The organism is Thalassospira sp. A3_1 (assembly GCF_017744215.1).
Taxonomy (GTDB): Bacteria; Pseudomonadota; Alphaproteobacteria; order Rhodospirillales; family Thalassospiraceae; genus Thalassospira; species Thalassospira lucentensis_A.
In genome coordinates, this window is the sequence record NZ_JAGHQQ010000003.1 from 52956 (window position 1) to 74539 (window position 21584).

Sequence of the window (21584 nt, forward strand, 5' to 3'; positions counted from 1 at the left end):
GGTCAGGCGGCTTTGAAAATCACCGGTTCATCGCCTTCGTGCCATTGGTCATATCTGACCATCGCGGTTTCAAACCAGCGGGAATTCAGGAAATCATCAAGCCAGCGTTGCAGATGGACAAAGGGTGCTGCATCAAACGCATCCCTGTCGGTATTGGCGAACTGTCGGACGAAGGGTGCAATCGCAAAATCGGCCAAGGCCGGGCGGGTGCCAAACAGATATTTGCCAACCGCCAGACGGCCATCTAGCCGGTTCAGGATTTTTTCCGCATCACGGCGATGTTCGACCGGGTCCGCGTCCTCGTAGCGGTTGAAATATTTATAGCGGTCCAGATGATGTTTGAACGGGCCATCATTTTGCGAAATCAGGGCCAGCATGTCTTCGAGCGTGCCGCTTTCGGGTTCGAGCCATTTTTCCGGATCATTTTCCGCCAGCGCCCAGACCATGATTTCAAGGCTTTCATCGATCACGCTGCCATCGGGCAGGATCAGCACGGGCACGGTGGCCTTGGGCGATGCATCGATCATGGATTGGGGTTTGTCGCGCAGAACAACTTCGCGCAGTTCGACATCCATCCCGCTTGCCAGCAGGGCCATGCGGGCGCGCATCGCATAGGGGCAGCGACGGAAACTGTATAAAACCGGACATGCTGTTTGCTTGCTCATATTACCCGATTAGCCTTTGGCGCACCGCATTGCAACCGCTTATCGGGCACAAATTCCATTGTCATGCGTTAGACATTCACCCACAACCTTCCCATGTTCTGGAAAGGGAAAGACGGGATATTCATTTCGCGGCAAGGGCAAAACGGGATCGCCCGAAAGCGTTAAGGTAAAAAACTTGGGTCAAACGCCCCTTTTTTGCGCAAGCGGGGTTGATTTCATGGCACAGTTTGTGAAAGGACAATGCCCGTCATTTATTTCGCAAGACCCGCTGGGGGACGTGCTGGCGCGCATGCCGCGCCGTTTGCCCCGAACGCGGTCAGAAGACCAAAGCCGACCTGACAGAAGCAAGGGACCAGTTACATGACACCGACCGAAATCGCGCGCGTTACCGATTATCTGCGCCGTACTTTTGATAATCCGAAAATTGCCGTCGATGCGCCCAAGCGCAAAGGCCACCCGATTGAAATGCGCGTTGGCGACGAATTTGTCGGTGTTGTGCATCGTGACGAGGACGAAGGCGAAGTCAGCTATTCGCTGAATATTGTGATCCTTGAAGAAGACCTGCCGCCGGCCCCCTAAGACCGGTTGCCACAAGGTTCTGCAAAACGCCCCGTGCCAATCATGGCCGGGGCGTTTTTGTTTGGGCATGGCGCGGTTTGAAACAAAATGCCCGCTGATACGTTCGTTAACGGGGCCGCCAAGGCCCGCGTGCAGCCTGCACATTTCGCCACCGTTAGACGAGGTATCGATGATCGCATGGATAGAGCAGCACGGCACAATGCTTCAGATACTGATCAGCTTTGCGACATTGCTGGTCTGGATTTTCTATGCCCAACTGCTTTTTCAAAGCTATCGCCGGGCCAGACGCCCCAAAATCGTGATCAACCAGTTGCTTGATCATGCGCAAACCGCGCGGTTCCTGATCAGTAACATGAGCCAGGAAGCCATCCATATCGAAACGGTTTTGCTGTGCATTGATAACGGCAATGACCGTGTCTGTCAGGTCATCACTGATGCCGAACCCGGCGAGGGATATGATGCCCGAAACGAGGACGGGGCGCATGACGGGATGGATGAAAGCCGTGCGCTTTCCGAACGGCTTGACGATGTTACCCTGCAGGGGCCATTGCCGCCGGGGAAATGTATCGAACTTGGTTCGGTCAATCGTCTGCTGGCCCGGGTGCGCCGCCAGATCGCAAGAACATCGGACGATAACGAACAGAAATTCCCAGGCCGGGATCGCGATTGCCGGATCGAGATCATCGTGATCGGTGTTTACAGTTCCGAAAAGGGTGTGATCGGGGCCAGCCGAACCTTTGTCTATGACCGGGAATTCCGGCTGCGTCCCGAAGAAATCAAAACCACGCAGCATACCGGCTTTTTCGCGCGGCGCGAGATGGGCAGACTGCATTCGCAATATATCTGAGCCGGGAAAAGGCAAGGGGATCCCGGCCAGCCATTTCATCATATCGCCACGGATTGATCACAATCGTTGGACATATCAGGGGGTGATCGCAATCAGTTACGGAATATCATGACACGAACCGACGATCCGCTTCCCAAAGACGGGGCAAGGCTTTCATCGATCTTTGATGCAATGTTGAATGATGGTGCCGGTGTGGTGCCCGCGCAGGGCGAAGCAAATGACATCAGCCCCGATATCAGCCTGGGCGCGCTGTTTGATGCTATGGGTGAGAAAAGCCAGGGGGCGTTGATTGTCCTGTTTGCGCTGATTGCCTGTGTGCCGGTACCGGGACCGAACGCGATCCTGACCATTCCGCTGGCGTTTCTGGCGCTGCAACTGGTGATCGGGCGGAAAAAACTTTATCTGCCCGACTGGATGCGCCGCCGCAGGATTGGCCGCCGTCGCCTCGGCGGGCTTTACCGGCATATGCGGCCACGGCTGATCTGGCTTGAAAACCGGATGTCGGATCGCTGGCAGTTCTTTGTCCCGGCACAGCGCATGCCGGTGATCGGGCTGATCTGTCTTGTCATTGCCTTCATCATTGCCATCCCGATCCCGGTTCCCGGTGCGAATAGCATCCCGGCACTTTGCCTTGTCGTTGTCGGTCTTGGACTTGTGCTGTCAGACGGGGTGGCGATTGCCGCCGGGATACTGGTTGGCGGGGTGGCGGCAACCGGGATTGCGGGCCTGACATGGTATAGCGTGACGGCACTGGCGGCGTGATGCCGCGCTGGCAATTATGCGTCGAAATCCGTTGATGTGGTGATGTGTTCCCATTGGGTGAATTCGCGCTGCAGGTCATCAAGTTTGGTGCGCCCCAGCGACAGCGCATCGCGCCCCAGCAACAGATGCACCGGCGGATTGGGGACGTTCAGGATATCCATCACCGCCTTTGCGGCTTTGGCGGGATCACCGGCCTGATTGCCGCTTTTCTTCTGGCGGGCATCGCGGATCGGATCAAACAGGGCGTCATAATCGGAAATGCTGCGGTCGGAGCGGACCATGGAACGCCCGGCCCAGTCGGTGCGAAATGAGCCCGGCTCAATCGCGGTGACATGAATGCCAAGCCCGGCGACTTCGCTGGCAAGTGTTTCGCTGATGCCTTCGAGGGCGAATTTGCTGCCGCAATAGTAGGAAATGCCGGGCATGGTGATGAAGCCGCCCATCGAGGTGATATTGAGGATATGGCCGCGTCTGCGTTGGCGCATATGGGGCAGGACGGTCTTGATCATCGCGACCGCGCCAAACACATTGACCCGGAACTGGGCTTCGAGTTCGGCCAGCGGGGATTCTTCGAGCAATCCTTCGTGACCATATCCGGCATTGTTGATCAGAACGTCAATCGGGCCGATATCGGTTTCGATCTGCTTGATCGCGCCGGGGATCGCCTCAAAATCCGTCACATCAAGGATGACGCCGGTGGTCTGTGCCGGGGACAGGGCGGTGAAGGCGGCAAGGTCGGCCTGTTTGCGGACCGTGCCGATGACATGGTGGCCTTCGGCAATTGCGGCCATGGCAAAGGCGCGGCCAAAGCCGGAGCTGACGCCGGTGATCAGGATGTTTTTCGGATTTGTATTCGTGGTCATTTGCGATGGTCCTTTGTGCAGTCAGGCAAGCCATGCGAGGCAGGCTTGGGAACGTGATGTGTTGGGATGTGATGACCAAGGCTAGTGATATCTGATTGTTTGGTATATGGGTTAAAGTCTGCATGGACTGTTTAAAAAGGAGTGCATTATGCGCGGGCGGGAATATGCCGAACTTGAAGCCTTTGTTGCCGTGGTCGAAGAAGGCAATTTCAGGCGTGCGGCGGCACGGCTGCGCATTTCGGCATCGTCGTTAAGCCAGACGATTGGCAATCTTGAAGACCGGCTGGGTGTGAACCTTTTGCAGCGAACCACGCGCAGCACGTCGCTGACCGAGCCAGGAAAACGGCTTTTTGAACGGTTTCGTCCGGCGATGGCTGAAATGGCCTTTGCGGTGGAAGATATCATGCAGTTTCAGGGGCGACCGGCGGGGACGGTGCGGCTTTTGCTGCCAAGGCTTGCGCTTGCCACCCAGATCGAGCCGTGGCTTGGTGCGTTTCACGAAAAATATCCCGATGTGGTCCTGGAACTTGTGATCGAGGATGCGCCGCTTGATATCGTGGATGCCGGATATGATCTTGGCATTACGCTTGGCGAGTTGTTGCAGAAGGATATGGTCGCGGTCAGGCTTGGCCCGGATATCCATCAACTTGCCGTGGCGTCGCCCGATTATCTGGCGCGATATGGGGTGCCGCAAACACCAGCCGATTTGCACGGGCATAAATGCATCAACTGGCGCAAACCGGGGCGCAGGAAGCTTTATAACTGGGAATTTTGCGTTGACGGGCGATGGATCAGCGTTGCGGTTGATGGGCCACTGATCGTGTCGCATCGCGATACGGCGTTAAAGGCAGCGGCACAGGGGGTGGGGATTGCGTTTGCCTATTGGTCGTCGCGCTGGATGCAGCCGATGATCGATGACGGGTCGCTTGTGCCGGTTCTGGAAGAATTTTCACCGCCCTTTCCGGGCTGGTATCTTTATTATCCGAAGCAGCGGGCGACACCGCCCGCTGTTCGTGCCTTGATCGATTTTCTGCGTCACTGCCATCAGGAAGGCCGCGACGCATAGCCCGCATGTCAGGCGGCCTGCGCGTCCTCGGCCTTGATGACCTTGTGGTTGTCTTCGTTCAGGCCAAGTTTCCAGTAGCTTGAGATATAAAGATCATCCTTGCCAAGCCCCCGATCATTGCGGAAATGATCGCGCAGCATTTTCATCGCGGTAAATTCACATGCGGCCCAGACCGACGGGCGGCCATCGGCCCAGGGCAGTTTTTTCACGACATCGGGCAGGGCATTGGCATTTTCGCCCGGATGCGGGTTGATCACCCATTCGATGGTGACGTTTTCGGGCTTTTGCAAATCCTGCATGTCGGCCTCGGACGCGATTTCGATCACGGCGTAACCGCGCGCATCGGATGACAGCGTTTCCAGATTGACCGAAATGGCGGGCAGGGCCGTCATATCGCCGACAATCAGGAACCAGTCGGCGGTCGGATCAACCAGCTTTTTCGGGCCGGGGCCCCCGATGGTGATCAGATCGCCGGGTTTGCAATTGACCGCCCAGTTCGAGGCCGGGCCGCCGTGATCGTTATCATCGGAACCATCGCCATGCATGACGAAATCGATATCGATCTCGCGGCCCTGATCGGTGATGCGGTCATGGCGCACGGTATAGGTCCGGCGCAGAACGCGGTCCTTTTCATCGCCGTCAATCGGGAAGATCAGTTTGACATAGGCGCTTTCCTGATCGTCGGGGAAGGATGCGATGCCGTCACCGCCCAGGGTCACGCGCAGCATGTTGGGCGTGACATAGGTTTTGCGGATCACGGTCAGATCGCGGGGTGCTGGTCTGTTCATTCCAAGCTCCTGTAGGGATTATCTGTTTTCAGATTCCAGATTGTCGGCCATCAGGCTGGCAATTTCGTTGAAATCCGTGATTTGTTTCTGGCTTAAACCGGTGGCCATGCGCGTGCGGATTTTGGCTTCTACGGCACGATATTCTTCCATCAGCGCATCGCCCTTTGGCGTCAAATGCAGGGTCTGGCTTCGCCCGTCTTCGGGATGGGGGCGGCGTTCGATCAATCCGTTTTCTTCGAGTTCCTTGATAAGCCGCGTGATGCGGCCCTTGTCCTGCCCGGTGCGGGTGGCGATTTGCTGTGCCGTGACGCCGGGGCTTTTGATGATCCATTTCAGCGTGCGCATCTGCGAGATTGGCAAGGGCATATCGGCATCCTGCAAACCTTCACGCATCGCACGCTTGAAGGCATGGACCAGCCGGTGAAGGGTTTCGCCGGGGACATGCGCATTTGCGGGGTTGGTTTCTGGCGTTTCCATTGGCTTACTCATCGATATGTTTCTGTCTTGCCGGTGCGCAAGGTGTTGCGGGGTTTGTCATGACTGCTTGGCGACGGCATCCGCACCATGCGGGGCGATGATGCCGGTGCGGATGGCATATTTGCGGCCCTCGCAAATGGCGGCCGAGATCAGGGCAAAGCCCGCCGCAACCCCCATGATCGCGGTCAGATCAAACGCGCCACCCGTGCCGATCAGGATGGCGGCAAGGGCGGCCCCAACCGATTGCCCGGTCAGACGGGCGGTGGCCAGCATGCCGCCGGCACCGCCGCTTCGATCCCGTGGGACGCTTGTCATCATCAGGCGGTTGTTGGGTGACTGGAACAGGCCAAAGCCAACGCCGCAGATCATCAGACAGGCAATGATCGCAAGGGCGGTATGGGGACTTCCGGCCGGGATCAGGGTGACGGCAAACAGGCCGATGGCAAAAATCCCCATGCCGATGCCGGTCAGATGGATCGGTGAATATCGATCAGCCAGCCGCCCGGCGATGGGGGCGATGATGGCGGTGGCGACGGGCCATGGCGTCATCAGAAGGCCGGTATCAACCGCGCTATAATGCAGCACGTCATGGAAATAGAACGGGAGTGCGACAAAGGCGATGAATTGCGCGCAAAAGCCGGCAATCGATGACCCGATGGAGCAGGCAAAGACCGGACGGGCCAGCAGATCAAGCGGCAGCATCGGCCGTTCGCGCGAAAATTGCCGACGCACAAGGAAGAAACCGGCGGTGATTGCTATCACGAACTGGCCGGCGATCAGCGTCGGGTGGCTTTGGGTGCCGACATTGCCAAGGGCCGAAATCAGCCCGCCGAATGCCAGCACGTTCAGAAACGCGCTTATATAGTCAAACCGGGTGCGGGTCGGTTTGGTATAGGGCAGGGCGAATGTGCCGAGGCCGATTGCCACGATTGATATCGGGATATTGATCAGAAACAGCCAGTGCCATGTCGTCACCGCCAGAATGGCCGAGGCGATGGTCGGCCCGGCGGCAGCCGAGATTGACACAACCATGGCAATCAGCCCGATGGCGCGGCCAAGCTTTGCCTGCGGGACGCTGTGGCGCATGAGGGCTGCGTTGATGCTCATCAGCGCCGCACCACCCAATCCCTGCAACACGCGGGCGAATGTCAGGAATTCGATATTGGGGGAATAGGCGCAAAGCGCGGACGCAATGCCGAAAATCACCATCCCGGCCAGATAGACCTTGCGAAAGCCAATCGCCTCGCCAAGGGCGGACAGGGGCAGCAGGGCGACGACAACCGCCAATTGATAGGCGGTGATGACCCAGATGGCGTGCGCCGGGCTGACATTCTGATCCTGCGCGATGGCGGGCAGGGCGACATTCATGATCGACCCGTCAAGCACGGCCATCATGACGGTCAATAACACGGCGATCATGGCGAAGGACCGCTGGGGCTGCGGCAATCCGTCGGCGTGGATGGTTTTGGATATCTTCATGTGGGGCAACATTCCGAAAACAAAGCGTGCGCTGGCAAGAGGCGGCGCGAGGAGCGGGCAAGCAGGGCAAAATGCCACCCGATATCGCGGTTGCGGGCACGGCTATATGGTTGACTTTATCAACCAATATAAAATGTGGTTGATTTTGTCAACTTGTTTTCGGGGCTGTCCTTCTAGTGCTGTCCTTAGGGGTAGTGTTCGAAGGTATATTAGGGGTGTATCATTCGGGATGATTAAGGGAGGGCAGATTGATGAAAATGATGATGGTTCTGGGGATCAGTGCGCTGTTTGCGATGGGGGCCGCGCCGGTGCCGACATATGCCGCACAGGGTTCAATCGCGTTTGATCCGGCGGTTGAACATGGCGGCGGCTGCCGCAAAAGCTCCCCGCCGGGGCAGTGTTGCCATATGGATAACAGGGTGGGGTCGGTGCATTGTCATTGAGTGTTGCTTTAAAGTAGGGCCAAAATTACACCATTTTTCTTGAATTGATAAATTGATAATCTCTGTTAAAAAGTAATCGGGACAGTATTTTTGAACAAGGTTTAAGGTGCGAGTCGCATCTGCTGTTAAAGTACCACTTTCTTAGGTGTTCGGTACTGTCCCAACCGCTCAATTTCCATGGGGATACTGATATTAAATACGATTTAACGTCGGTTTCTCAAAGAAATCAGTTGGAGAGGTTTATTGGTGTTAAGTCTGATTTGTTAGACTTAGTGCTGGATTTTGATTCTGAAAGTAGCAATTCATTTTCTGAGCAGAACAGCCGAATTTATATGCTGTCCATGCCGCTATTTATTTGCCACAAAATACCTAAGAAGAATCCAAATCGAGGAGAAAGGGTCGTCTGGGAAGCCTTGATGGATTTAAGGGACGTTTACAAAAGCTTTTCGCGAAAGCTTGATATTTTTTTCCAGAAACAGATTGAAACTTATCCACATTCTTGTTCTTACGGGTATTTGGGAGGCCGAAATACACGTGGAAATGCCGAGAAACATGTTGGGAAAAAGTACTTATTGAATGCCGATCTGTGCAATTTTTTTGATAGTATCAGTGCGGATAAAGTAAGACTTTTATTTGTTTCTTGTGGGGTTGACGAAAAAATTTCTCAAATTCTCTCTCGATTTCTCACTATTTCATCTCGTTTACCAATGGGGTTGTCTACCAGTCCTGTCATAGCCAACGTGCTTGCGCACAAAATGGATTGTGAATTGTCGGATCTGGCGGAAAAGTTCAATTGTCAGTATTCAAGATATGTTGATGATTTAACATTCTCTAGTGATGAGATTTTGCCGGAGATAAGTCATATCGAAGAAATAGTTGCTAGGCATAATTTTAGTTTGGCACACGAGAAGATAAAGTTCTCCAAATCTGGTCAAGCTCATTACGTAACTGGGTTAAGTGTTTCAGATACGGAGGCCCCGCATGTTCCAAGAAAGATAAAGAAAGACCTTCGAAAATCACTATACTACATGGATAAATTTGGAATTTATGATCATTTTGGTCGTTTAGGAATTCATGAGCACGAGAATGTTCAAAGAGAAGTAAACCGAATTGATGGGCTTGTGCATTATGTGAGCTATCATGAGCCTAGAAAATCTTTCGAAATTAATGCTATATGGCAAAAAATTCTCCGAGATAGTGGTTTTCGACCATATTTTTCAGCGCATAAGCAAGAATACGAAGTGTTCAACATTATCATTGATGAAGCTGAATTTTCACACAATGGAACTAATTACTTAGCGCTTGCCGCATCGGTGACGAATAAACAACGTGAAATTGACAATTCAATTTTCGAGATTTTAGATAATTTTCTATCAAATCCATGGTCTGATGGTAAAGTTGACTTAATTAAAGAGCGTGGTCTTCATTATGTCGATTGCACCGAGGACTTAAAGAAGGAATTTATTCAGTGCCTTCAGATACTTCCTTTTAATGGGTATATATCTATTAACGCAGTTGGCGAGAGTAATTATCGAGATAGATATATTGAAAATTTTAAGAATATTATCATGAGAAATTATTATAAAATAGATAGGTCAATTGTTTTTGTATCAATAGAGAGAAATAGCAAAATAAGTAATGACGATATTTATGGTGTTGTTGATTATGTTAATAGTTATCATTTAAATGATAAACGAGTTATTCTTCCTAAGGGAAATGTTTCGTTTGTTGGGAAAGAGTGCTTGGGGGTTTCTGTTCCAGATTTTTTGCTTGGATGTTTTGCTGGATATATAAAGGATAACCAGACTGTGAGCGGAGGTGCTAAATCACGTAAATTCCTCCAATTCGAAATGTTGCGTGACAAAATTAAGGTTGTATCCGATTTGACGACCAACCAGCATTTCACTCGAAGGAACCCATTCTCCAAATCTAAGCTAAAAATTTAATTTAGCTTAGAATACGAAACACCCACTCAACAAATACCCCCCCGTCGGTGCTTCCCAATCGACCATCTCGCCCAGGCAATAGGTGCCGGGGCGTTTTTTGAGTTGGAAGGTGTCGTCGAGTTCTTCCCATGCGACACCGCCCGCCGTGCTGATGGCTTCGTCAATCGGGCGGGGTTTGGTGATTTTAAGCGGTAGGGCCTTGATCGCGGTGGCGAGTTTGGCGGGGTCGTTCAGGGTTTCCCGCGGGGTGACTTCGAAAACGAGGGCGGTTTTGGTGGCGTCCAGACCGAGTGTTTTGCGCAGGTGATTGCCAAGCGAGTTTTTGCCGCGGGGTTTGTTTAAGCGCGTGGTGACGTCGGCCAGGTCGCGGTCGGGCGTCAGGTCGAGTGTCACGGTGGCATCGCCGGTTTCAAGCCATTGATCGCGAAGCGGGGCCGAGATGGCATAGACCGCACTGCCTTCTATCCCGGTTCTGGAAATCACGAATTCGCCGCGCACGGTTTGCGGACCGGATTTGGTTTCGACCGTCAGGGTCACGGCCTTGACCGGCGAGCCCGCGCATTTTTCGATCAGATGGTCGGTCCAGGCGACGTCAAAGCCGCAATTGGCCGGTTTGAACGGATTGCATCTGATCCCGGCATTTGTAAGGATTTCCATCCATTTGCCATCTGATCCCAGCCGTTTCCAGCTTCCGCCGCCCAATGCCAGAACGGTGATATCGGCCTTGGCGGTCACTTCGCCGTCCGGGGTTTTGAAAACGGCATTCTGGTTTTCATCCCAGCCGGTCCAGTAATGGCGGTAATGGATTTTGCAGCCCAAACCATCCAGACGACGCAGCCATGCGCGCAAAAGCGGGCTTGCCTTCATCGCGGTCGGAAAGACGCGGCCAGATGACCCGACAAAGGTTTCGATACCAAGCCCTGCACACCAGTCGCGGATTTCGCTGGGGCCGAATTTGCGCAAGTGCGGTTCAAGTCGCGCCCGCGAGGTGCCATAGCGCGACAAAAACGTTTCGAAGTCTTCGGCATGGGTGATGTTCAGCCCGGATTTCCCCGCCATCAGGAATTTGCGCCCGGCACTTGGCATGCCTTCATAGATCGTGACGGCATGACCGGACCCGGCGAGGCGTTCGGCCGCCATCAGTCCCGCCGGACCGGCACCAATGATCATCGCGGTTTTACCGTTTGGTTTTGGGGCTGGGGTATCCGGGTTTGATGACATGCGGGGCCTTTGAGTGCGGGGGTTGTGTCTGGCGGTTTTAGCCGGTTTGGCGGGGGATGGCAATTTGCGGGATTACTGGCGGCGGCGTGGGAGCGGGTGGCACGATGGACTCCCGCGTTCGCGGGAGTGACGGTAGAGGGGCGAGGCGACGGTAAAGGGGCGGGGCGACGGTAAAGGGGGCGAGGCGGGGTAGGCTCCGTGGGCGTGCCGATAGAGGGAACGTTACCATCCCCGTCATGCCCGCGAAGGCGGGCATCCAGTCAGCGGTTCCGGGTTTCTCCGATTTCGGTGATGGAGGTTGCGGGCCGATGGGTTCCCGCTTTCGCGGGAACGACGGTAGAGGGGTGCTAGAAAGATGGGAGAGCGTGGTACGGCAATGTCGGGAGACCCGCGCAAATTCGACCTTGGCGGAAATAGGGTTCGCTGTGACTTGCGCATTAAGGGTGAAATCGACCCTTTTGGCGGAAAAATGCGGCAAAGATTGGCAATTTGTCGATAAATCGGCTAACAAAATTCCGAAGGTTATAATGCATTCAAAAAAATGATCCTGTGGAGGAAACATGCTTTCGATTAGGGGAATGGCGGGCGCGGCACGGCTGGCGCGTGGATCGGTTGCGGCACTGGCAATGGGGGCAACTGCCCTTGTGGCGTTTGGCGCACAGGCTAATGAGAAGGTCGATATTGCGGCACTGGCGTTTGTTTCAAGCGCGCCGTTATTTATTGCCAAGGAAAAGGGATACCTTGCCGACGAGGGCCTTGATGCCGAGATTTCGATCTTTCAGGCGGCCCAGCCGGTGGCGGTTGCGATTGCATCGGGCGATGCCGATTTTGGCGTGACGGCCTTTACGGGCGGGTTCTTTAACCTTGCGGCCAAGGGCGCGCTTAAGGTTATTGGCGCGCAGTTGCATGAAGATCCGGGTTATGACGGATCGGCCATTCTGGCATCCAATGCGGCGTTTGAGGCCGGTCTGACATCGGTTGATAAATTGCCCGGTCATAGCTTTGCGCTGTCGCAGGTCGGATCAAGTTTCCATTACATGATCGGCAATGTCGCCGAGAAGGCCGGGTTTGACCCGGAAAGCGTGTCGCTTAAACCGTTGCAGTCGGTTCCCAACATGATTGGCGCGCTTAAAAGCGGGCAGGTCGATAGCATGATCATCGTGCCGCATATCGCAAAGCCGCTGGCCAATGCGGGGGCAGCACACATTATCGGCTGGGTGAAGGATTACGTGCCTTATCAGGTGGGTGGTCTGTTTACATCGACCGAGAATGTCGAGGAAAACCGCGAGATGGTCGAGAAGTTCGTACGCGCCTATCAGAAGGGTGTGGCGGATTACCGCGCAGCCCTTCTGGCGACCGATGCGGATGGCAAGCTTGTGGAAAGCGATACCACGCAGGAAATCCTCGGGATCGTGCATAAATATGTCTATGCCAACGATCCGGCGGACAAGGCCTATCCGAAAATCCGCAATGGCGCGATGTTCATCACCGAGGAAGCCAGACTTGACGTTGCCGATGTGAAGGCGCAGGTGAAATGGTATCAGGATCGCGGCTTTGTTTCCGCCGATGCCGATCCGGCGAAATTCATCGATACCAGCTTCATCCCGGCCTTGACCGAGTAAGGCGATATTTTCCGACCGGGCCATCTTCTGGCCCGGTCGTTTCATTTGTAGATTTCAGATAAACGGATTGTGCCATGCGGCTGCAAATCAAGGGCATTTGCCATTCATATGATCAGGTCGAGGCGCTCCGCGATATCGATTTCGGGATCGAACCGGGCGAGGTCGTCGCCCTGATCGGGCCGTCGGGCTGCGGCAAATCGACATTATTGTCGATTATTGGCGGGTTGTTGGCCCCGACACGCGGCGAGATTCTGATTTGTGATAAGGCGACGCCCGAAGGATGCCTTAACCCGCTGACCTATGTGTTTCAGGATTTCGCGCTTTTGCCGTGGCGGACGGTGGCGGGCAATATCAGCCTTGTGCTTGAAGATCACGGATTATCCAAGGCGGACCGCGATGCGCGGGTGGCAGAGGTTCTGGAGCAGACCAATCTTTGGGATTTCCGTGATGCGTACCCGAAGCAGCTTTCGGGCGGGATGAAGCAGCGTGTGGGGATTGCGCGTGCATTGGCCGTACGCCCGGCGGTTTTGCTGATGGACGAGCCGTTATCGGCGCTTGATGCGCAGACGCGGATTTTGTTGCTGGATGAATTTGCCGCGTTATTTGCGCGGACCGGCATGACGGCGGTTTATGTGACGCATAACCTGAACGAAGCCGTGCGACTGGCCAACCGGGTGGTGGCATTGCGCCGTCGCCCCGGCACGATCAAGGAAATCCATACAATCGATATTCCGATAGCAGAGCGGCGCGAAGGCATGCCGGAGCTGATCGCGCATGAGAGCGCGCTTTGGAACCTGATCCGGGATGAGGCGATTGCGGCCGATAAGGAGCTTGAAAATGTCGCATGATATCAGCGAAGTCCGGGCAGAACCCCAAGGTGCGGCGTCACCGGCAAGCCATGTGCGGTTTCGCGCCACGGGCTTTAACCCGAAGGCCAATCCGGTTGCGGCGTGGGGATTTTTTGTGGCCGTGATTGCGCTTTGGCAATTGGGATCAAGTACCGGTGTGATCAGCGAGCTTGCGATGCCAAGCCCGGTTGCGGTGGCCAAGGCGCTTTGGCAATTGATCGTCACGGGTGATCTTTGGCTGCATCTTGGCGCGTCGTTGCAGCGGCTTGTCGGTGGCTGGATCATGGGGACGGTGGCCGGGCTTTTTGTCGGTTTTCTGGTGGGGATGTTCAGCTGGGCGCGCTCGCCCGGCGTGGCGTTTGTATCGGCCCTTTTCCCGATCCCGAAAATTGCGCTTCTGCCGCTTTTCATCATCTGGTTTGGCATTGGTGAACCATCGAAATTTGCCACCATTGCCTTTGGCGTGTTTTTCCCGACCGTGATCAATACATTCGGTGGGGTGGACAATGTGCAGCGCAACCTGATCCGCATGGGGCAAAGCTTTGATCTGCCGATGTGGTCGGTGATCCGCAAGATCATCCTGCCCGGGGCGTTGCCGACCATCCTGTCGGGGTTCCGTATTTCATCGTCGATCGCGATCATCCTTTTGATTGCCGCCGAAATGATCGGGGCGCAATACGGCATCGGGGCGTTGATCCTGGCAGCCGGGAACCTGTATCAGACCGATCAGCTGATTGCCGGTGTGGTGGTTTTATCGCTTCTGGGCTTGTGTGTTTCATGGCTTCTGGGAAGGCTGGATCGCTGGTTGCTGGGCTGGCGATAAGCCATCCCTGATATCAAAGGCCGGTTCGGACATGCGGACCGGCCTTTTTGTTCTGTGGCCTGATGTTGAAAACGACTTTTATGGAACCTTGATCGGGTGGGGGACGTTCCGGGGACAGTCGCAACAGAAAGGCAGGTTAATATGCATAAAAACCAATGGATACTTGTTGCCGACGGCGGTCGCGCCCATGTGGTGGCCGTCACGTTTGATGCCGAAGGGCGGCATCTGGAAACGGTCACGGAAATGCAGGCCGATAACAGGTCCAGCCGGGAAATCGCCAGTGACAAACCGGGACGCGGTTTTAACAATCCCGGCGGCAATCAGCAGCGCCACGCCATGCCACCATCGACCGACCCGCATGAACATGCGCAGATGGAATTTGTTGATGATGTCGTCAATTACCTGACCGACAAGCGCAAGCATGGCAAGTTCGACAATCTGATCGTGATTGCCCCGCCCAAGGTGATGGGCGAGGTGCGTAATAAAATGCCCAAACCCTTGGCCGAGGCGCTTGATGGGGAAATCGTCAAGGACCTGACCAAGATACCGCTTGATGACTTGCCCAAGCATCTGAGCGGGACGGGTGGCTGGCTTTAACCCGTAATCCTTAAACGCCATATCAAGGCCGGGTGTTATCGATGGTCCTGTCGGAATTGCATCGGTGACATCGCGGCCTTTTTGGCGAAAAAGCGCGAAAAATATCCGGCATCGCGAAAACCCAGTTCATCGGCGATCTGCTGAACCGCGATGTCGGTATAGATCAGGGTGCGTTTGGCCTCCAGGATCAGGCGGTGATGGACGACTTCGATGGCGGTCATGCCATAGATGTCCTTGGCAATGCGGTTGAGCTGTGTCGTGGTGATGCCGATTTCGCGTGCGTAGAATTCCAGCGGTTTGTGCTGCTTGTAGAAGGTTTCGATCAGCGACTGGAATTTGCGGAACTTGGCAGTTTTCTGTTCCTTGCGGCTTAGGCGCGCCGGATCGCCGGACGGGGCATCACGCCCGATCCCCAGCAAAAGCAGACCCAATATGTTGCGCAGCGCATATAACCGCCCGGTATTATGTCCGTAATATTCCGCGACCAGTTGGCGGATCAGGAAATCGGTGGGGCCTGGCTGATCGGCGGTTCCCGATCCATCGACACAAAGTGGCCGGTCGAGGCGCGCAAGCAGTTTGGGCGCGGGGGAAAGGATTTCCTGCAAATGGTAATCGGTCAGTGAAATAACCCAGCCATCGATATCGGGACTGAAGCGAAAGCCGTGAACGGTGCCGGGCGGCATGGTGAGGATCTGCCCGACCTGCATGGTGAATTGCCGGTCGTCAAATTCGATCCCGGCATGGCCGCGTGTGATGTAAAGCAGCTGAAACAGATTGGCGTGACGGTGCGGCTGAATGTGCAGGTCATGCAGTTTCGATCGCGACGGGATGCTCTCGAGATGGAAGAATTCCGGTTCGGAAATGGCAATCTGTTCGGCAGTTCCGGGCGCGGTTTCGCCGGTTTCACCGTAAAGCTTGTAGACCGGAATGCTGTTGCGGGTTGCGACCATGATCATGTGCTGCTGTTTGCTTTGGTACAGTCTAGCGGTTTTCGGGTTTGACCAAAAGAAAAGCCCGCCAGATCGGGCGGGCTTTTCGGAAGCTTATGATGCGCGTTGCTAACCGCCGAGCAATGTCGGGACAAACAGTGTCAGCACCGGCACAAAGATCAGCAGCAGAATGCGCAGGATTTCCGCGGCAAAGAAAGGCATGACACCGCGGAAGGTCTGGCTCATGGGGACGCCATCGGCAAGGGCGTTGATGATGAACACATTCAATCCCACCGGTGGCGTTATCAATCCAAGCTCCACGACAATCAGGGCCAGAATACCGAACCAGATTTTCAGGTCCTCGGCCCCCATGCCGTATGCTGCGGATGCCGCCGTTGCCCAGTCCCCGCCATTGATATCGACCAAGGCCGGCCAGAAGAACGGGATGACCACCACGATCATCGACAGGCTTTCCATGAAGCAGCCCAGAACGATCAGGGCGAGCAGCATCAGAACCATGATCAGCCAGGGATCAAGGCCGCTGGTGGCGGCGGCTTCGGCCATATAGGCCGGAAGGTTGGCACGGCTGAAGAAACCCTTGAGGATTTCGGCACCCAGAAGGATGAAGAAGATCATCGAGGTGGTGACAGCCGTATCGCGCAGCGACTGTTTCAGACCGGAAAATGTCAGGCCACCCTTGCCGCGCAGGCGCATATAGGCGCCGTAAACCAGAATGGCAAAGACACCCACACCGGCCGCCGGGGTCGGCGTGAACAGACCGGCCCCAAGACCGAGAATGATCGAGCCGAAAATCACCATGACCGGGATCAGGCGCAGCAATGCCTCGCGGCGTTCGGCCGGTTCCATCGGTTCGGGGATGGGGGCGAGGCTTGGGTTCAGGCGGACCTGAATGGCAATCACCCCCATAAAGAACGCAACCGCGATCAGGCCGGGAATGATGGCCGCCTGGAACATCTGGATGATCGATGCCTCGACCGTGACGGCATAGATCACAAGTGCAACCGATGGCGGGATCAGAATGCCAAGCGTGCCGCCCGCGGCAAGGGTGCCGGTGGCAAGGCGCGGCGAATAATTAAGACGGCGCAATTCGGGCAGGGCGACCTTGCCCATGGTGGATGCGGTCGCAAGCGATGATCCGCAAACCGCCCCAAACCCGGCGCAGGCGCCGATGGCAGCCATGGCAACACCACCCCGGAAACGACCAAGAATGGCGTTTACGCCCTGAAACAGATCGCGTGACAGATTGGCCTGACTGGCGAGATAGCCCATCAGGACGAAAAGCGGCACGACTGACAGCTCATAGTTCGAGACAATCCCGTAAAACAGGGATTTGAACTGTTGCAGATAGGGTTCAAAGCGCAGGAACGGGAAGAACAGGCTGAGCACATAGTTGCCGCCAATTCCGACACCGATCATGGCAAGGCCGACAGGAACACGCAGTGCGAGAATAAAGAACAGCACGACGAGACCGCCAAGGCCGATTAATTCGCGTTCAGACATTGGCCGGGGCCTCGCTTTCGAAAATCTGGCTTGCGGCAATCAGCGCCCACAGGAACATCGATACGATGCCCGGCACATAGAACGGCCAGATCGGCCAACCCAGAATTGCCGACAGGGTATTGTCGCTGCGCACTTCGATCAGGCCGTGGATCATCATATAGCCAAGGAACAGGGCCAGAAGCGTCATCAGGACGCCCGAGATGATATCCACGCCGCGCGCGAACCATTGGGGAAACATTTTGATAAAGACATCGACGGCGACATGGCCGTAGCGGGTCTGGCAATAGGGGAAGAACATCAGGGCTGCCGAGCTGACAATCATACTGACGAAGTCTTCATAGCCGATAATTGCCGGGAAATTGGCACCAAACAGGCGCGCAATCTTGTCCAGGCCGAATGCGGTAACGTTCACGATCGTGACCACGGCAATCAGCAGGGCCAAAAAACCGCCAGCCACGGCAAACCAGGATGCGGCCTTATTCAGCACGTGTTTCATGTGTCATACAATCTTGCGGGAATGAGGGGTCACGTAAATATATGATACGTGACCCCGTCAGATTTGCCAGTAACTTGAAAAGATTACTGTTTGGTATTGGCGAGAACGGCGGCTTTGGCCTTTTCGACCAGTGCGGCACCGTCGATGCCGTTCGATTTTGCTTCTTCGATCCAGCGATCAACAACCGATGCGGATGCATCGTCGAAGGTTGCTTTTTCTTCGGGCGTCAGTTCAACAACCTGACCTTTGCCATCGTTGATCATTTTCTTGCCGACTTCTTCGACATTGTTGAAAACGTCACCGATCTGGGCGGCAAAATCGCGACCGGAGTTACGGTCGATGATTTCTTTCAGATCGTCCGGCAGGCTGTCGTAACGATCCTTGTTCATGGCGAACAGGAAGACCGAGGTGCCGAAGCGGGAATTAACGCCCTGGCCTTCGACCGAGTAGGAAACCAGTTCAGCCAGTTTGAGCGGCGGGACGACTTCGAACGGTACAAGGCCGCCGTCAACCACGCCAAGCGACATTGCCTGCGGCAGGGCCGGGACCGGCATGCCAACCGGTTCTGCGCCCCAGGATTCAATCACCCAGGAACCGGTACGGGTCGGTGTACGCAGTTTGAGGCCTTTGACATCGGCAACGGTGCGGACTTCTTTTTCGGTCAGGTGGATGGCCTGACCGGCATGGACGTGAACGGCCAGCGGATGAATGTCTTTAAGGTCCGGTGCCATGTCTTCCATCATGTCCCAGATCGCGAGGTTGGTCGCGCGTGCATCCCCCAGATGGACACCCGGAAGTTCGAAAACTTCGGTGTGCGGGAAGACGCCCGGGGTGTAACCCGGCAGGGTCCAGACAATGTCGGCCACACCGTCACGGACCTGACGATACAGTTCCGGCGGGTTGCCGCCCAGCGACATGGACGGGAAGATTTCAAATTTGATACGGCCGTTTGATTCTTCTTCGATCTTTTTCGCCCACGGTTCCATCATCTGGGCCTGGGCCGGTGCTTTCGGGCCCAGGAAGTGATGGATCGTCAGGGTTACTTCCTGTGCATGTGCGCCGAACGACACCATGGTCGCGACGGCGGCACCTGCCAGCAATTTTGTAATGTGTTTCATTCTTCCTCCTTTTAACGTCCCCTGGCGTAGCCAAACGCCATCAAACGTCTCAGCCATGATGCGTTTTTTTTATCTGCGAAGTTTTCCAGAAGTTTTTTCTTGTTGTTTTTATTGTTCTTTTTGTTTGGATGGTTGCCGTTTATGCACAGCTGCCATGCCAATTTGTAATCAATCTAATCGTCCCCGCATGGTTATGTATAATGATATTGGCGCACATTTTCATAACCAAATGATTATGTATCGTGTCGGGAATGGGTCGAATGATGCCGGGTGGCTTCTTCGCGGACGGCATTGATCAGCATTTCGACCGGCGGGGATACCGGACTGTCGATGCGGGTGGTCAGACCCACCGGGCCAAAGGTATCGCTGGTATCAATCGGCAGTTCGACAAGATGGCCTTCGGCAATGTCGGATGCCACAGCCCCGTTCGAGATGATCCAGATCGCATCGGTTTCGCGGGTAAAGGCACGGCCAAAGGATGTTGAAACGGTTTCGATCCGGTCGGGCAGGGCACCGATGCCATGTGCGATCAGCATTTTATCGACGGTCGGGTGAATGATCGCCTGTTTGGGTGGCACCAGAACGGTAAATTCGCGGATGCGGGTGATGTCGGGGTTTTTATCGGCCAGCAACGGATGACCGGGGCGTGCGACCAGCGAGATATGTTCCGAATATAAATGTATGAAGGACAGACCCGACATCTGATCGGGTTCGGCCAGACGACCAACCACCAGATCAAGTTCGCCGACGCGCAATTGCCCCATCAGCATCACGTTTGGCCCGGCGACGACCTTGACCGTTGTATCGGGGCTTAGCGCCTTGAACCGGCGGATGGCGTTTGGCATGACGCTGGCGGCGACGGTTGGCAATACACCAAGATTGATCGAAAGTCCGCCCTGCATGCGGACCTGGCTGATGCTGTCGACACCCTGACGCAGGGCGGTGACACTGGCACCGGCATAACGCAGGAACACCTTGCCGAAATCGGTCAGTGTGACGCCGCGTTTGGAGCGGTCGAACAGACGGGCATCAAGATGTTCTTCGAGCTCGCGAATGGTTTTGGAAACGGCCGGCTGGGTGATGGATAATGTGTCGGCGGCCTTGACGACGCTGCGCTGGCGCGCGACCTCCAGAAAGCAGGTCAGATGGCGGAATTTAATGCGTTGATCAAGCATGCGTACCATTCCAGAAATCAAATCTTGCAAGTTTATATAATTGTATAGTTATGCAATTAACGCAAATCCTCATTTTACATAACCAAAACTGCCTGCCAGATTATGGGTAACAAGTCAGGGTGGAAATAACATGAGTTTACAAGTCGCCCCGATCAACGGGACACATATCCATTATTGCCAGACCGGCCCGAAAGACGGCCCGGCTTTGATGTTTTCAAATTCGCTGGGTACGGATCTTCGTATCTGGAACGATGTTGTTACGGCCTTTGCCGACCGGTTCAACGTCATAACCTATGACAAGCGCGGACATGGTTTATCGGGCATTGGCGGGGCGGATTATAATATCGACCTGCACGCCAATGATCTGATCGGGCTTCTGGATTATCTGGGCGTCAATGACGTCATTATTTGCGGTTTGTCGGTCGGTGGACTGATTGCGCAGAAGGTCACGGAACTGGTGCCCGCCCGCGTTCGCGGCCTGATCCTGTGTGATACCGCGCCGAAACTTGGCGATGCTGATGGCTGGAACATGCGCATCAATGCCATCAGGGAAGGTGGCATCGAGGTTCTTGGCGATGCCATCATCGAACGCTGGTTATCGCCGACATATCGCCGTGAACGGCCGGTTGAAACCGCGATGTATCGCGACATGCTGGTGCGCACCACGGTCGAGGGTTATGTCGGAACGTGCGTTGCCCTTCGGGATGGTGACCTGCGCGATGCGGCGACCCGGATTTCGGTGCCGGTCCTTTGTGTTTGTGGATCGGACGATCTGGCGACACCGCCCGATGTGGTGCGCGACATGGCCGGGATGATCCCCGGTGCCCAATTCGAACTTATAAACGGGGTCGGGCATTTGCCGTGCCTTGAAACCCCTGAATTGCTTTCCCGGTTGATCGACCGATTTATCAAGGAGAAGAACCTTGTCTGAGAACCGGTATGAAGTCGGTATGAAAACCCGCCGTTCCGTTCTGGGCGATGCCCATGTGGATCGTGCATCGGCGAATGTCACGGAAATCGATGCCGGTTTTCAGCGTTACATCACCGAGAATGTCTGGAATGGTGTCTGGACCAGCGATGCGTTCACCAAACGCGAACGCAGCATTGTGACTATCGCGCTTCTGGCCGGGCTTGGCCATGAAGAAGAACTGGCGATGCATATCCGTGCGACGCTGAATACCGGTGCCACACGGGAAGATATCCGTGAAGTTCTGATGCATGTTGCGGTCTATGCCGGTGTTCCCACCGCCAATACGGCATTTCGCATTGCCAAACAAACCTATGCCGAGATCGATGCGGCCGCCAAGGGAGAGTAAACG

Annotated in this window: 23 protein-coding genes; 12 read left to right on the top strand and 11 right to left on the bottom strand. The window is 55.1% G+C overall.

Annotated elements, in window-relative coordinates:
• Positions 1-2: 2 nt before the first annotated feature.
• On the bottom strand, positions 3-665 hold the full coding sequence (locus tag J7395_RS13695) for a glutathione S-transferase (protein WP_209221882.1): 663 nt from the start codon (positions 663-665) through the stop codon (positions 3-5).
• A 360-nt stretch (positions 666-1025) separates the two neighbouring features.
• On the opposite strand from J7395_RS13695, the gene J7395_RS13700 reads away from it, so the two are divergent.
• From J7395_RS13700 to J7395_RS13710, 3 genes are all read left to right on the top strand, one after another.
• Positions 1026-1244 (top strand): DUF3126 family protein, encoded by a 219-nt coding sequence (locus tag J7395_RS13700; RefSeq protein WP_062953055.1) that lies wholly within the window; start codon positions 1026-1028, stop codon positions 1242-1244.
• Between the two features lie 169 nt (positions 1245-1413).
• Positions 1414-2091, top strand: coding sequence for a hypothetical protein (locus tag J7395_RS13705; RefSeq protein WP_209221883.1), 678 nt, complete (start codon positions 1414-1416; stop codon positions 2089-2091).
• Positions 2092-2199: 108 nt separating this feature from the next.
• Complete coding sequence (locus tag J7395_RS13710) at positions 2200-2853, top strand: exopolysaccharide biosynthesis protein (RefSeq protein ID WP_209221884.1); 654 nt, start codon at positions 2200-2202, stop codon at positions 2851-2853.
• Positions 2854-2867: 14 nt separating this feature from the next.
• Here J7395_RS13710 and J7395_RS13715 read toward each other — a convergent pair whose 3' ends face one another.
• Complete coding sequence (locus J7395_RS13715; protein WP_209221885.1) at positions 2868-3716, bottom strand: oxidoreductase; 849 nt, start codon at positions 3714-3716, stop codon at positions 2868-2870.
• 148 nt (positions 3717-3864) lie between these two features.
• Here J7395_RS13715 and J7395_RS13720 point away from each other — a divergent pair, with 148 nt between their 5' ends.
• Entirely contained in the window at positions 3865-4782 is a 918-nt protein-coding gene (locus J7395_RS13720; RefSeq protein ID WP_085643553.1) for a LysR family transcriptional regulator, read from the top strand.
• Positions 4783-4790: 8 nt separating this feature from the next.
• On the opposite strand, the gene J7395_RS13725 is transcribed toward J7395_RS13720, so the two are convergent.
• The 3 genes from J7395_RS13725 to J7395_RS13735 are packed head-to-tail and all read right to left on the bottom strand — an operon-like array spanning position 4791 to position 7526.
• Complete coding sequence (locus J7395_RS13725) at positions 4791-5570, bottom strand: siderophore-interacting protein (RefSeq protein WP_062953058.1); 780 nt, start codon at positions 5568-5570, stop codon at positions 4791-4793.
• Positions 5571-5588: 18 nt separating this feature from the next.
• A complete protein-coding gene (locus tag J7395_RS13730) occupies positions 5589-6059 on the bottom strand; it encodes a MarR family winged helix-turn-helix transcriptional regulator (RefSeq protein ID WP_062953059.1) in 471 nt (156 codons plus the stop codon).
• 45 nt (positions 6060-6104) lie between these two features.
• Positions 6105-7526 carry an MFS transporter gene (locus tag J7395_RS13735; protein WP_209221886.1) on the bottom strand — a complete coding sequence of 474 codons (1422 nt, stop codon included), beginning with the start codon at positions 7524-7526 and terminating at the stop codon, positions 6105-6107.
• Between the two features lie 251 nt (positions 7527-7777).
• Here J7395_RS13735 and J7395_RS13740 point away from each other — a divergent pair, with 251 nt between their 5' ends.
• Together J7395_RS13740 and J7395_RS13745 are read left to right on the top strand one after the other, a co-directional pair.
• Positions 7778-7969, top strand: coding sequence for a hypothetical protein (locus J7395_RS13740; RefSeq protein ID WP_209221887.1), 192 nt, complete (start codon positions 7778-7780; stop codon positions 7967-7969).
• Positions 7970-8199: 230 nt separating this feature from the next.
• Positions 8200-9915, top strand: a complete 1716-nt coding sequence (locus J7395_RS13745; protein ID WP_062953062.1) for a reverse transcriptase family protein — start codon at positions 8200-8202, stop codon at positions 9913-9915.
• Between the two features lie 6 nt (positions 9916-9921).
• Here J7395_RS13745 and J7395_RS13750 read toward each other — a convergent pair whose 3' ends face one another.
• The gene (locus J7395_RS13750) at positions 9922-11136 is read right to left on the bottom strand and encodes a TIGR03862 family flavoprotein (RefSeq protein ID WP_209221888.1); all 1215 of its coding nucleotides are present in this window, start codon (positions 11134-11136) and stop codon (positions 9922-9924) included.
• Positions 11137-11696: 560 nt separating this feature from the next.
• Here J7395_RS13750 and J7395_RS13755 point away from each other — a divergent pair.
• From J7395_RS13755 to J7395_RS13770, 4 genes are all read left to right on the top strand, one after another.
• Positions 11697-12758, top strand: a complete 1062-nt coding sequence (locus J7395_RS13755) for an ABC transporter substrate-binding protein (RefSeq protein WP_247742183.1) — start codon at positions 11697-11699, stop codon at positions 12756-12758.
• Between the two features lie 74 nt (positions 12759-12832).
• Positions 12833-13606, top strand: coding sequence for an ABC transporter ATP-binding protein (locus tag J7395_RS13760; RefSeq protein WP_062953066.1), 774 nt, complete (start codon positions 12833-12835; stop codon positions 13604-13606).
• The gene (locus tag J7395_RS13765; protein WP_209221889.1) at positions 13596-14429 is read left to right on the top strand and encodes an ABC transporter permease; all 834 of its coding nucleotides are present in this window, start codon (positions 13596-13598) and stop codon (positions 14427-14429) included. Before J7395_RS13760 ends, J7395_RS13765 begins: the two co-directional genes overlap by 11 nt.
• 141 nt (positions 14430-14570) lie before the next feature.
• Entirely contained in the window at positions 14571-15026 is a 456-nt protein-coding gene (locus J7395_RS13770; protein ID WP_062953068.1) for a host attachment protein, read from the top strand.
• A gap of 35 nt (positions 15027-15061) precedes the next feature.
• On the opposite strand, the gene J7395_RS13775 is transcribed toward J7395_RS13770, so the two are convergent.
• The 5 genes from J7395_RS13775 to pcaQ form a co-directional block, all read right to left on the bottom strand.
• The gene (locus J7395_RS13775; protein ID WP_062961400.1) at positions 15062-15982 is read right to left on the bottom strand and encodes a helix-turn-helix domain-containing protein; all 921 of its coding nucleotides are present in this window, start codon (positions 15980-15982) and stop codon (positions 15062-15064) included.
• Positions 15983-16084: 102 nt separating this feature from the next.
• A complete protein-coding gene (locus J7395_RS13780) occupies positions 16085-17476 on the bottom strand; it encodes a TRAP transporter large permease (protein WP_062953070.1) in 1392 nt (463 codons plus the stop codon).
• Positions 17469-17972 (bottom strand): TRAP transporter small permease, encoded by a 504-nt coding sequence (locus tag J7395_RS13785; RefSeq protein WP_062953071.1) that lies wholly within the window; start codon positions 17970-17972, stop codon positions 17469-17471. Before J7395_RS13785 ends, J7395_RS13780 begins: the two co-directional genes overlap by 8 nt.
• Before the next feature lie 83 nt (positions 17973-18055).
• Entirely contained in the window at positions 18056-19090 is a 1035-nt protein-coding gene (locus J7395_RS13790) for a TRAP transporter substrate-binding protein (protein WP_062953072.1), read from the bottom strand.
• Between the two features lie 233 nt (positions 19091-19323).
• The gene (pcaQ, locus tag J7395_RS13795; protein WP_062953073.1) at positions 19324-20265 is read right to left on the bottom strand and encodes a pca operon transcription factor PcaQ; all 942 of its coding nucleotides are present in this window, start codon (positions 20263-20265) and stop codon (positions 19324-19326) included.
• Positions 20266-20395: 130 nt separating this feature from the next.
• Between pcaQ and pcaD the strand changes: the two genes are divergently transcribed.
• Both pcaD and pcaC read left to right on the top strand, forming a co-directional pair.
• Positions 20396-21196 (top strand): 3-oxoadipate enol-lactonase, encoded by an 801-nt coding sequence (gene pcaD / locus J7395_RS13800; protein ID WP_209221890.1) that lies wholly within the window; start codon positions 20396-20398, stop codon positions 21194-21196.
• Positions 21189-21581: a 4-carboxymuconolactone decarboxylase gene (gene pcaC / locus J7395_RS13805; protein WP_037991466.1), complete on the top strand. Its 393-nt coding sequence runs from the start codon at positions 21189-21191 to the stop codon at positions 21579-21581. Before pcaD ends, pcaC begins: the two co-directional genes overlap by 8 nt.
• Positions 21582-21584: the final 3 nt, after the last annotated feature.

Coding starts and splice junctions, on each gene's coding strand:
- J7395_RS13695 (WP_209221882.1), bottom strand. CDS start 665: ATGAGCAAGCAAACAGCATGTCCGGTTTTATACAGTTTCCGTCGCTGC.
- J7395_RS13700 (WP_062953055.1), top strand. CDS start 1,026: ATGACACCGACCGAAATCGCGCGCGTTACCGATTATCTGCGCCGTACT.
- J7395_RS13705 (WP_209221883.1), top strand. CDS start 1,414: ATGATCGCATGGATAGAGCAGCACGGCACAATGCTTCAGATACTGATC.
- J7395_RS13710 (WP_209221884.1), top strand. CDS start 2,200: ATGACACGAACCGACGATCCGCTTCCCAAAGACGGGGCAAGGCTTTCA.
- J7395_RS13715 (WP_209221885.1), bottom strand. CDS start 3,716: ATGACCACGAATACAAATCCGAAAAACATCCTGATCACCGGCGTCAGC.
- J7395_RS13720 (WP_085643553.1), top strand. CDS start 3,865: ATGCGCGGGCGGGAATATGCCGAACTTGAAGCCTTTGTTGCCGTGGTC.
- J7395_RS13725 (WP_062953058.1), bottom strand. CDS start 5,570: ATGAACAGACCAGCACCCCGCGATCTGACCGTGATCCGCAAAACCTAT.
- J7395_RS13730 (WP_062953059.1), bottom strand. CDS start 6,059: ATGAGTAAGCCAATGGAAACGCCAGAAACCAACCCCGCAAATGCGCAT.
- J7395_RS13735 (WP_209221886.1), bottom strand. CDS start 7,526: ATGAAGATATCCAAAACCATCCACGCCGACGGATTGCCGCAGCCCCAG.
- J7395_RS13740 (WP_209221887.1), top strand. CDS start 7,778: ATGAAAATGATGATGGTTCTGGGGATCAGTGCGCTGTTTGCGATGGGG.
- J7395_RS13750 (WP_209221888.1), bottom strand. CDS start 11,136: ATGTCATCAAACCCGGATACCCCAGCCCCAAAACCAAACGGTAAAACC.
- J7395_RS13755 (WP_247742183.1), top strand. CDS start 11,697: ATGCTTTCGATTAGGGGAATGGCGGGCGCGGCACGGCTGGCGCGTGGA.
- J7395_RS13760 (WP_062953066.1), top strand. CDS start 12,833: ATGCGGCTGCAAATCAAGGGCATTTGCCATTCATATGATCAGGTCGAG.
- J7395_RS13765 (WP_209221889.1), top strand. CDS start 13,596: ATGTCGCATGATATCAGCGAAGTCCGGGCAGAACCCCAAGGTGCGGCG.
- J7395_RS13770 (WP_062953068.1), top strand. CDS start 14,571: ATGCATAAAAACCAATGGATACTTGTTGCCGACGGCGGTCGCGCCCAT.
- J7395_RS13775 (WP_062961400.1), bottom strand. CDS start 15,982: ATGATCATGGTCGCAACCCGCAACAGCATTCCGGTCTACAAGCTTTAC.
- J7395_RS13780 (WP_062953070.1), bottom strand. CDS start 17,476: ATGTCTGAACGCGAATTAATCGGCCTTGGCGGTCTCGTCGTGCTGTTC.
- J7395_RS13785 (WP_062953071.1), bottom strand. CDS start 17,972: ATGAAACACGTGCTGAATAAGGCCGCATCCTGGTTTGCCGTGGCTGGC.
- J7395_RS13790 (WP_062953072.1), bottom strand. CDS start 19,090: ATGAAACACATTACAAAATTGCTGGCAGGTGCCGCCGTCGCGACCATG.
- pcaQ (WP_062953073.1), bottom strand. CDS start 20,265: ATGCTTGATCAACGCATTAAATTCCGCCATCTGACCTGCTTTCTGGAG.
- pcaD (WP_209221890.1), top strand. CDS start 20,396: ATGAGTTTACAAGTCGCCCCGATCAACGGGACACATATCCATTATTGC.